Raw genomic sequence first — 7,985 nt, forward strand, 5'->3', positions numbered from 1 at the left:
CCCCAATTCGTTTTTTTTTGCTGGTTGGTGGGTTGTTTTTTTTTATTCCGCCCGCGGGCGGGGGGGGGGGGGCCCGGGGGGGGGCCCCCCCCCCCCACTCCCGCCGCTCCCACTACCCCCGCCGCTCCCTCCACCCGCCCGGGGCCACCGGCCCGCCGTCACCGTCGGCGGGCAGCGGGGACGGTGCACCGGGCCGGTCCGGCGCCGTGCGCGGGAAGTCGGGCCCGCCGACTTCCCGCTCCCGCCCCTCCCGCCACCCGCGCTGCTGCCGCCCCTCGCCCCGGCCGCCGGCCAGGGCCGTGGCGGCCAGGCCGGCCGCGGTGAGGGCCGCAAGGAGGCACCAGGGCAGGGCGAAGCCGCGGGTGGCGTCGCGCAGGAGGCCGAGGGCCGGCGGGGCGAGGACGACGGCGACCTGGTTGGCGGCCATCGCGAGGCCGAGCACGGAGCCGGTGCGGCCGGGCGGGGCGGACTCGGTGACATGGGCGACCCACGGTCCGTACCAGCCGAAGCCGAAGAAGCCGAGCAGGACGAAGAGCGGGCAGGCGGTCACCGGGTGGGCCCCGAGCGGGGTCGCGAGGGCGAGCGTTCCGGCGGTGACGGCGGCCATGCAGGTGAGGACGGTGGTGTGCCGGCCGGACCGGGCCCGGTCGCTCCACGCCGCGAGGCCGATCCGGCCGGCGATGCCCGCGCACTGGGCGGCCATCAGGACCAGGGCCGCGCTCCCCGCGCCCAGCCCGGCGCTGTCGTGCAGGTGCAGGACGGTGAGGACGAGGATCCCGCTCTGCGCCGTGGCCAGGCTGGCCCCGGAGAGCACGATCCGCACCATCACCGGTTCGCGGAGCATCCGCAGCCGGGACCCCGCCGGGGGCGGGGCCGTCGGGGCGGCGGGCCGCCCGGGCTGCGCCGGCTGCACGGGCAGTGCGGGCCGCACCGGCTGTGCGGAGAGCGCGGGCGGTCGCCGGTAGGCCGCCAGGAAGACGACCGCCCCCGCGAACGCCACCAGCGCTCCCGAGACCAGCGTCGCCCGCCAGCCGAACGTCGCGGCGAGCACGGGCTGCACGGCCGCCGCCAGCGCTCCGCCGAGCGGCAGTCCCGCCTGCCGGATGCCCATCGCGAGGCCGCGCTGCGAAGCGTCGAACCACCCCGCCACCGACTTGCTCCCGCCGGGCTGGGCACTGCTGTACCCCGCGCCGACGACCAGCAGCGCGAGCAGCAGGGTGCCGTACCCGGGCGCCATCGCGCCCAGCGCCAGCCCGGCCGCGACCACACAGGCCCCCGCGCCGACGATCCACCGTTCGTCGTAGCGGTCGAGCAGTCTGCCGACCACCAGCAGGCCGACGAGCGGCACGAGTTGGGCGGCCGAGAGGAGGAGGCCGAGCTGCCCGGTGGAGAGCGAGAGGCCGCTCCGCAGGGCCGGCCCGAGTGAGCCGATCCCCTGGACGAAGAAGCAGGTGGCGGCCTGGGCGAAGGTGGCGACGCCGAGGACGGCCCAGCGGTAGCGCGGGCGGTCGGCGATGGCACTGCGCATGGCGAACTCCCTGGCTCGGACGCGTTGTCGGCTCCCGCACAGCCTGCTGTCATGCCCTTGGGCAGCTCAACCCTTACGCCGACGCCGTCCACCCGGCCGGACGGCCCGCACCTGAATATTTCAGTACGAGAAATATTCAGGTGCCCGAGTGCGTTGGCACCGGAACCGGCACGGAAGGTCCGCGCCCGGCTGGAAGGAGAGCGGCACCGTGCGTGTGGAGGTCTGGAGCGACATCAACTGCCCCTGGTGCTACGTCGGCAAGGCGCGCTTCGAACGCGCCCTGGAGGCGTTCCCCCACCGCGAGGAGATCGAGGTCGTGCACCGCTCCTTCGAACTGGACCCGCACGCGCCGCACGAGGCCCGGCCGGTCGTGCCGCTGCTCGCCGCCAAGTACGGGATGAGCCTGGAGCAGGCCGAGGCAGCGGAGGCCCGGATCGCCGAGAACGCGCGCGGGGAGGGGCTGCCGTACCTGGCCGAGGGGCGCGACGCGGCGAACTCCTTCGACATGCACCGCCTGCTGCACTTCGCGAAGGAGCACGGCCGACAGGCCGAGCTGCTGGACGCCCTGTACCGGGCGAACTTCGCCGAGGAGCGCTCGGCCTTCGACGCGGCCCGCCTGGTGGAGCTGGCGGTCGAGGCCGGGCTGGACGGCGGGGCCGCGGCGGCCGTGCTGGCCGACCCGGAGGCGTACGCGGAGGCGGTCCGCGAGGACGAGGCGACGGCGAGCGCGATGGGGGCGACGGGCGTGCCGTTCTTCGTCCTGGACCGGCGGCTCGGCGTCTCGGGCGCCCAGCCTGCGGAAACGTTCACCCGGGCCCTGGAGCAGGCCTGGGACAGCCGGGTCACACTGCCGCTGACGCCCCTCGCACCGCAGGCCTGACCGGCCGCCGGAGCAGGAAGCCGGCGCAGGAAGTCGGGTCGGCCGACTTCCCGCGCACGGGGTCGGGTGATCAGGAGCCGGAGGCGTCTGGGGCGTCTGGGCCACCGAGGGACACCAGGAACTCCGGCCGCAGCCGCCAGGGGCTGCCGTCCTCGGTCTCCACGTAGTAGACCGGCCCGACGTGCCCGCCGTCACGGTCGTCGGCCTCGATGCCGCACCCCAGGACCACGCCCCGGGTGCCGAGGAGTCCCGCTCCCAGGTGCCCGAGTTCGGGGCGGGGCGGATCCGGTGTGGTCAGCGCCACCCGCTCACCGCGGGCGAACTCGGCTTCCTCGGGCCAGGCGTGCGTCATACGGGGCAGGCTACGGGCAGGCCTCAGTCGTAGAAGAACTGGCGCAGGTCATCGGCGGATCCCGGCCCGCAGAGGAAGGTCTCGGCCCGGACGAGCGCACCGGCCGGCGGCGGGCCGTCGACGGGGAGTCGCCGCAGCCAGGCCTCGCCCTGCTCGCCGACCGCGTGGATGGCGGAGAGCAGTTCGGCCATGCCGGCCGGCCGGGGCGGGGTCACACCGTCGACGGGCACGAGCTCCCAGCCGCCGGCCCGGGCGGCGAGGCGGATCGTTCCCGCCCAGGCGGCCAGCCGGCCGAGCCGGGTGTGCCAGGGGATCTCGGTGGACGGGTCCAGGTACGCCGGGGCCGCGGCGGCGATCTCGTCCATCGCCCGGCGTTCGGCGGGTGTGCGGGTCCAGCGGCCCTCCTGGGCGTCCTCGATGGCGGCGTCCCACCACTCCCAGGCGCCCTGCAGACAGTCCTCGAACGGATCCATGCGGGCCAGGCTAGTACGGCCCGCGCCACGCCTGCCCCCGACGCCGCACCGTCTCCAAGATCACTCCCAACTGCCCACCACCGCTGCCGAGTTGTTTCCTCCTCACGCAAACTGCTTCACGCGGCACGGCACACCGGCCAGGGTCGGTCGACAGAAGGTTCATTCATTGCGAAGAAGGGCTGACCCCTTGTTCAACCGACGAAATGGATCCGTGCTCGCCGTGGCGGCGATCACGACGGCACTCGGTCTCGTGCCGGTCGGCACCGCCCAGGCGGCGCCCCAGGCGGCCTGCCAGTGGACGAAGACGGCGTGGGAACTGCCGGCCGGCACGAACGACGGCTTCATGTACGGGACCGACGGCGCCCGGTACGGAGTCGGCCTCACCGGGACGATGTCCACCAGCTTCCCCTACGGCATCAAGAACGGACTCGGGACGCTGTGGGACAACGGGAAGGTCGTGCTGCGGCTCCCCGCGACCACCACCGTGTCGGACGTCAACTCGGCCGGCCTGATCGTGGGCACCGACAACGTCAACAACAACTTCACGGCCGTCAAGGTGAGTTCCACCGGGACGAAGACGGCGCTGCCGTCCAGTACGGCCTGGACCGGCTCATCGGCCAAGGTGATCAACAACGCCGGTGACATCGCCGGGACCGCCTCGGTCGGATCGAAGAGCGTCCTGGTGGTGTGGCCGGCGAGCGCCCCGGGAACGTACCGCGAACTGCCCCTGCCCGTGACCACCTACCTCACCGTCACCGACATCGACGAGCAGGGCCGGACCGTCGGGTACACCGACGCGGGCGGCTTCGTCACGGACCTCAACGGCCAGTGGCACCCGCTCGCCGCGCAGGGCACCAACGGCAAGGGCGAGCCGACGGCGATCCGGGACGGTCGCATCGTCGGCGGCATCACCAGCAGCACGGTCAACTCCGAGGCCGAGTGGAACGCCCAGGGAACTCTCGTGCGGACCATCGGCGGTGGCGCCCTCTCGGCGAACGCCATCGGCGGCAACGGAACCGTCGGCGGCCTCGCGTTCGTCGGGTCGACCATCCGGTCCGTCCTGTGGCGCAACGGCGTGCTCACGGACTCGCTTCCCACGGTCTCGCAGTACTTCCAGGTCAGCGCGATCAGCACCGACGAGAAGACCCTCATCGGGAACGACGCCGGCTACCCCGCCAGCTACACCTGCTCCTGAGCTCCGCCACGATCGGAACGCCGCCCCGGGTCCTCACCCGGGGCGGCGTTCCGCTGTGCCCTGCCCTGCCCGGTTACCGGGGGCGGGGGTTCAGGCGGGTGGCGAGCCAGGGGGAGTTACGGCCGGCGGCCTCGCGGTAGGCGATGCGCTGGACGGCGAAGAGCAGCCGGTACAGATTGAGGGCCGCGTCGGAGTCGTCGGCGGCGAAGCCCAGGTCGTGGATGAAGCTTTCGAGCTCCGGCCAGTCGAAGTCGTCGGGCACGGGCGGCGCCACGGGGGCGATGGCGAGCGTGTTGAAGGCGGCGGCGACGGCGTAGTTCGCCGCCGCCAGGGCATTGGCGACGCCCGCGTCAGGCGCGGGGGCGGGGGTGGGGGCGTCGGCGGGGGCGTCGGCGGCGGGGTCAGGCATCGTGGGGCTCTTCTCCATCGGGCCTTGCAAGCTTGAGCGTGGTGATGACGCCCAGAGCGACGGTGGCGAACGCGAGGGCGAGGAGGGCGAGGAAAGCGGCGGCGACCAGGAACCTCACAGGCGCTCACGGTCGGCGTCGAAGAGGAGGGTGAGGAGGTTCATCAACGTCGAGGCCGGGGCCGTGTTGAAGCTGACCAGGACGAGGCCGTCGAGGGTCTTGTCCGTGGTCGCTGACGGGAAGATCAGGCCGAACGCGCGACCGCGCTCCTGGAGTTCGGCGAGGAGGCTGCGGACCTGGTCCTCGGTGTAGGCCCGGATGCGGGGGTCGGTGGGCTGCATGGGGTAGCGGCGGTTCACGCGACGGCCTCCAGCTCGAACCAGACGACCTTGCCCTGCTTGCGGGGGTCGGCTCCGAAACGGTGGGTGAGGGCACGGACGAGGAAGAGGCCCCGGCCGGAGAGGGAGAGCAGGTCGGCGGGCGCGTGGGGCTCACCGGGGAGGACGGGGCTGTCGTCACAGACCGAGACGCGCAGGCATCGCGGGGAGAGGACGAGGGTGACCAGCGGAGCCGGACTCCCGGCGTGACGCCAGGCATTGACGAAGAGTTCGTGAAGCGCGAGCTCCGCGTCGGAGATGAGCGAGGGCGGCCACCCGGCGGACGCGAGGAGGTCGGAGAGCTCGGTCCGAGCGACGGACCAGTCGGGAGGGTTGCAGGCACGCATGAGAGACCCCAGAGGGAGAGGAGGGGAATCGACGAAGCAGACACTCCGCCATGTGATCGGTGCAACACTGACGGTAGGGGACGGGATGCCATCTCTGCAATCGAACTAGCAATGATGCAACCTCAGCGGTGGCGAGCCGCTCTCCCCATGCGAAACACTGCACCGACAAGAAGGGACCACCAGTGGCATACAAGGGGCCCATCAGCCAGCGGCAACGACGCTTCGGCGAGGAGCTGCAACGCCTTCGCACGACAGCGGGGTTGTCCGCACCGGAAGCCGGCGCGCTCGTGGGGATGAAGGGTCCAGCGGTGAGCCACACCGAGGCCGGCCGGATCACCCTCAACTCCGAGCGCCTTGAAGTCTGGCTCGACGCGTACGGCTGCACCGACATGGTCTTCCGCGCAAAGCTCGCCGAGATGGGACGGAGCAACGGAAAGGGCTGGTGGAGCGACTTCGCAGACCGCGTACCGACCTTGCTGCTCGATCTTGCCGAGGCCGACCACAGCGCAGCCGCGATGGACAACTTCGAGACCTTCTACGTCCCTGGCCTTCTCCAAGTGCCCGCCTACATCGAGGCGATCTACGAAGATGCCGACCAACACCGACAGTTGGACGTAGAAGCCGAGATCGAGTTCCGGCAACAACGGCAGCGTATTCTCACAGACTTGCCACGACGCGAGTTCCGCTTCGTCATCCATGAGACAGCGTTGCGAATGCGATTCCCCGGCGATGCAGTCATGAGGGAACAACTCCTGCACCTGCTGGAAGTCTCCGAGCTGCCGAACGTCAGCATTCAAGTCCTGCCGTTCACAGCCGCGAAGAAGCCGCCTTCCACCGGCACATTCGTGCTGTTCGACCCTGGGGCTCCGGAGCTATCGACCCTTGTCGTGGATCACCCAAGCCACACCGAGTATCTTGGCGACCAGCAGTCGATCGAGACCTACCGAAAGACCTTCAACCAGCTGAGTGAGCTGGCTTTGCCGCCTGTCGACCAATCCTTGACAACGCTTTCCTCACGCGACTCGTCGGGACTCATTCGACATCTTCTCTACCTGTTGCAAGCTTGAAAGGCGTCCGATGTCCGAACTCCTTTGGCAAAAGTCATCGTTCAGTGGATCGAACGAGGGCGGCAACTGCGTTGAACTCGCAGCCGGAGCCGATGACCTTCGCCATCTCCGCGAGTCGGACGACCCCACCCTCATCGTCACCACCTCGACCGCCGAGCTCCGCGCCTTCCTCCTCGGCGCCAAGGCCGGCGAGTTCGACCACCTCACCTGACCCACCCCACCACTCCCCCGCCCGCTCGTCGGAACCCGACGAGCGGGCGGACCTCCTTCTCGGCCCAGTTCCCCTCTGAGGCAGCCCAGTTCGCTGCCCCCAGGGGGTGGGGCCCGGGCGGACCCGGCGCGGCCGGTAGCGGCGGTAGCGGGGGTGCCGGAGCGGGTGGCGGCGGCGGCCAGGGCGGCCAGGCCGGGTCCTTCGTCACCTGCACGCTGGACCTCGCGAGCCTGCCCGTTCTCCGCCCCGTCACCGCCCTGCTGGTCGCCGTCGGCGAACCGCACGCGGGGACCACCGGGGGGCCGGGGGGCGGGCGCGGCACGGGCGGCGCCGGGAACAACGACGCCGGCACGAACGGCAGCAACGGTACGAGCGGCCAGCAGAGTCTCGACATCCTGCCCCGGAACAACACCGACATCCTGCTGGAAGACATCTCCGCCGGGCTGCCCGCACTCGTGGAGGCGCCCGCGGGCGGCGGCGGGCACTCGGGCAGCTACGGTGACGGCGGCTCGGGCGGCGACGGCGCGGGGGCCACCTTCGAATCCATCGGTGACGGCGGGCCCGGAGGCGGCCTCGGCCACGGAGGCTCCGGGGCACCGGCTTCTCCCGGCCAGTACAACCAGCCCAGTTGCGGTCTTTACGGCGGAGGGCAGACCACCTTCGGGGCGGCCGGCGCCAACGGCGGCGAAGCGGAGAACGGAGGAGCCGGCGCCGACGGGGACGCTGCCCGTTCCGGCTACCCCGGCCAGCCCGGTGGCTCCGGGGGGTCACCCGGTCTGTTCGGATCGGCCGGTGACGGCGGGGCTGCCACCGCGTCCGGTGGCTACGCCTTCGGTGCCGGAGGCCGGGGCGGCTCGGGCGGGTTCGGTGGCAGAGGCGGCAACGGCGGCGAGGGCGGCACGCCCAGGATCAACGGCGGCACCCCGCAGAGCGGCAGCCCCGGCGTGGTCGGCGAGAACGGCACGGACGGGACCGCGGGCGCGGCCGGCGCCGTGCTCATCCAGTGGTGACGGCGCAACCCGCCTGACATTTCCGACGCCCTCAGAACCGGGCCCGGAAATGCGAAAAACCCCTGATCCATGATGGATCAGGGGTTTTTCTGAATGATTGTTCGGCGGCGTCCTACTCTCCCACAGGGTCCCCCCTGC

Annotated in this window: 11 protein-coding genes; 5 read left to right on the forward strand and 6 right to left on the reverse strand. The window is 71.7% G+C overall.

What is annotated here, in order from left to right:
- Nucleotides 1–112: 112 nt before the first annotated feature.
- A complete protein-coding gene (locus ACFQ6N_RS37790; protein WP_380658647.1) occupies nt 113–1,528 on the reverse strand; it encodes an MFS transporter in 1,416 nt (471 codons plus the stop codon).
- 208 nt (nt 1,529–1,736) lie between these two features.
- On the opposite strand from ACFQ6N_RS37790, the gene ACFQ6N_RS37795 reads away from it, so the two are divergent.
- Nucleotides 1,737–2,408 (forward strand): DsbA family oxidoreductase, encoded by a 672-nt coding sequence (locus tag ACFQ6N_RS37795; protein WP_380658648.1) that lies wholly within the window; start codon nt 1,737–1,739, stop codon nt 2,406–2,408.
- A gap of 70 nt (nt 2,409–2,478) precedes the next feature.
- Here the strand turns inward: ACFQ6N_RS37795 and ACFQ6N_RS37800 are convergent, their stop codons facing one another.
- Both ACFQ6N_RS37800 and ACFQ6N_RS37805 read right to left on the reverse strand, forming a co-directional pair.
- Nucleotides 2,479–2,760: a hypothetical protein gene (locus ACFQ6N_RS37800; protein ID WP_380658649.1), complete on the reverse strand. Its 282-nt coding sequence runs from the start codon at nt 2,758–2,760 to the stop codon at nt 2,479–2,481.
- A 23-nt stretch (nt 2,761–2,783) separates the two neighbouring features.
- Entirely contained in the window at nt 2,784–3,233 is a 450-nt protein-coding gene (locus ACFQ6N_RS37805) for a hypothetical protein (protein WP_380658650.1), read from the reverse strand.
- Nucleotides 3,234–3,420: 187 nt separating this feature from the next.
- Between ACFQ6N_RS37805 and ACFQ6N_RS37810 the strand changes: the two genes are divergently transcribed.
- Nucleotides 3,421–4,428 (forward strand): hypothetical protein, encoded by a 1,008-nt coding sequence (locus ACFQ6N_RS37810; protein ID WP_380658651.1) that lies wholly within the window; start codon nt 3,421–3,423, stop codon nt 4,426–4,428.
- 73 nt (nt 4,429–4,501) lie between these two features.
- Here the strand turns inward: ACFQ6N_RS37810 and ACFQ6N_RS37815 are convergent, their stop codons facing one another.
- The 3 genes from ACFQ6N_RS37815 to ACFQ6N_RS37825 all read right to left on the reverse strand — a co-directional run bounded on the left by ACFQ6N_RS37815 (nt 4,502) and on the right by ACFQ6N_RS37825 (nt 5,559).
- Nucleotides 4,502–4,837: a hypothetical protein gene (locus tag ACFQ6N_RS37815; protein ID WP_380658652.1), complete on the reverse strand. Its 336-nt coding sequence runs from the start codon at nt 4,835–4,837 to the stop codon at nt 4,502–4,504.
- 114 nt (nt 4,838–4,951) lie between these two features.
- A complete protein-coding gene (locus tag ACFQ6N_RS37820; RefSeq protein WP_380658653.1) occupies nt 4,952–5,194 on the reverse strand; it encodes a hypothetical protein in 243 nt (80 codons plus the stop codon).
- Nucleotides 5,191–5,559, reverse strand: a complete 369-nt coding sequence (locus ACFQ6N_RS37825; RefSeq protein ID WP_380658654.1) for an ATP-binding protein — start codon at nt 5,557–5,559, stop codon at nt 5,191–5,193. The genes ACFQ6N_RS37820 and ACFQ6N_RS37825 overlap by 4 nt, the downstream gene beginning before the upstream one ends.
- Before the next feature lie 182 nt (nt 5,560–5,741).
- Between ACFQ6N_RS37825 and ACFQ6N_RS37830 the strand changes: the two genes are divergently transcribed.
- From ACFQ6N_RS37830 to ACFQ6N_RS37840, 3 genes are all read left to right on the forward strand, one after another.
- Nucleotides 5,742–6,626 (forward strand): helix-turn-helix domain-containing protein, encoded by an 885-nt coding sequence (locus ACFQ6N_RS37830; RefSeq protein ID WP_380658656.1) that lies wholly within the window; start codon nt 5,742–5,744, stop codon nt 6,624–6,626.
- A 10-nt stretch (nt 6,627–6,636) separates the two neighbouring features.
- Nucleotides 6,637–6,837, forward strand: a complete 201-nt coding sequence (locus tag ACFQ6N_RS37835; protein ID WP_380658658.1) for a DUF397 domain-containing protein — start codon at nt 6,637–6,639, stop codon at nt 6,835–6,837.
- A 455-nt stretch (nt 6,838–7,292) separates the two neighbouring features.
- Nucleotides 7,293–7,847 carry a hypothetical protein gene (locus ACFQ6N_RS37840; protein ID WP_380658659.1) on the forward strand — a complete coding sequence of 185 codons (555 nt, stop codon included), beginning with the start codon at nt 7,293–7,295 and terminating at the stop codon, nt 7,845–7,847.
- The last annotated feature ends 138 nt before the right edge of the window (nt 7,848–7,985 follow it).

The organism is Kitasatospora sp. NPDC056446 (genome assembly GCF_042796115.1).
Taxonomy (GTDB): domain Bacteria; phylum Actinomycetota; class Actinomycetes; order Streptomycetales; family Streptomycetaceae; genus Kitasatospora.

Excerpts from the sequence above, each read along its gene's own strand:
- ACFQ6N_RS37790 (WP_380658647.1), bottom strand. The coding sequence starts at position 1,528 with ATGCGCAGTGCCATCGCCGACCGCCCGCGCTACCGCTGGGCCGTCCTC.
- ACFQ6N_RS37800 (WP_380658649.1), bottom strand. The coding sequence starts at position 2,760 with ATGACGCACGCCTGGCCCGAGGAAGCCGAGTTCGCCCGCGGTGAGCGG.
- ACFQ6N_RS37805 (WP_380658650.1), bottom strand. The coding sequence starts at position 3,233 with ATGGATCCGTTCGAGGACTGTCTGCAGGGCGCCTGGGAGTGGTGGGAC.
- ACFQ6N_RS37815 (WP_380658652.1), bottom strand. The coding sequence starts at position 4,837 with ATGCCTGACCCCGCCGCCGACGCCCCCGCCGACGCCCCCACCCCCGCC.
- ACFQ6N_RS37825 (WP_380658654.1), bottom strand. The coding sequence starts at position 5,559 with ATGCGTGCCTGCAACCCTCCCGACTGGTCCGTCGCTCGGACCGAGCTC.
- ACFQ6N_RS37835 (WP_380658658.1), top strand. The coding sequence starts at position 6,637 with ATGTCCGAACTCCTTTGGCAAAAGTCATCGTTCAGTGGATCGAACGAG.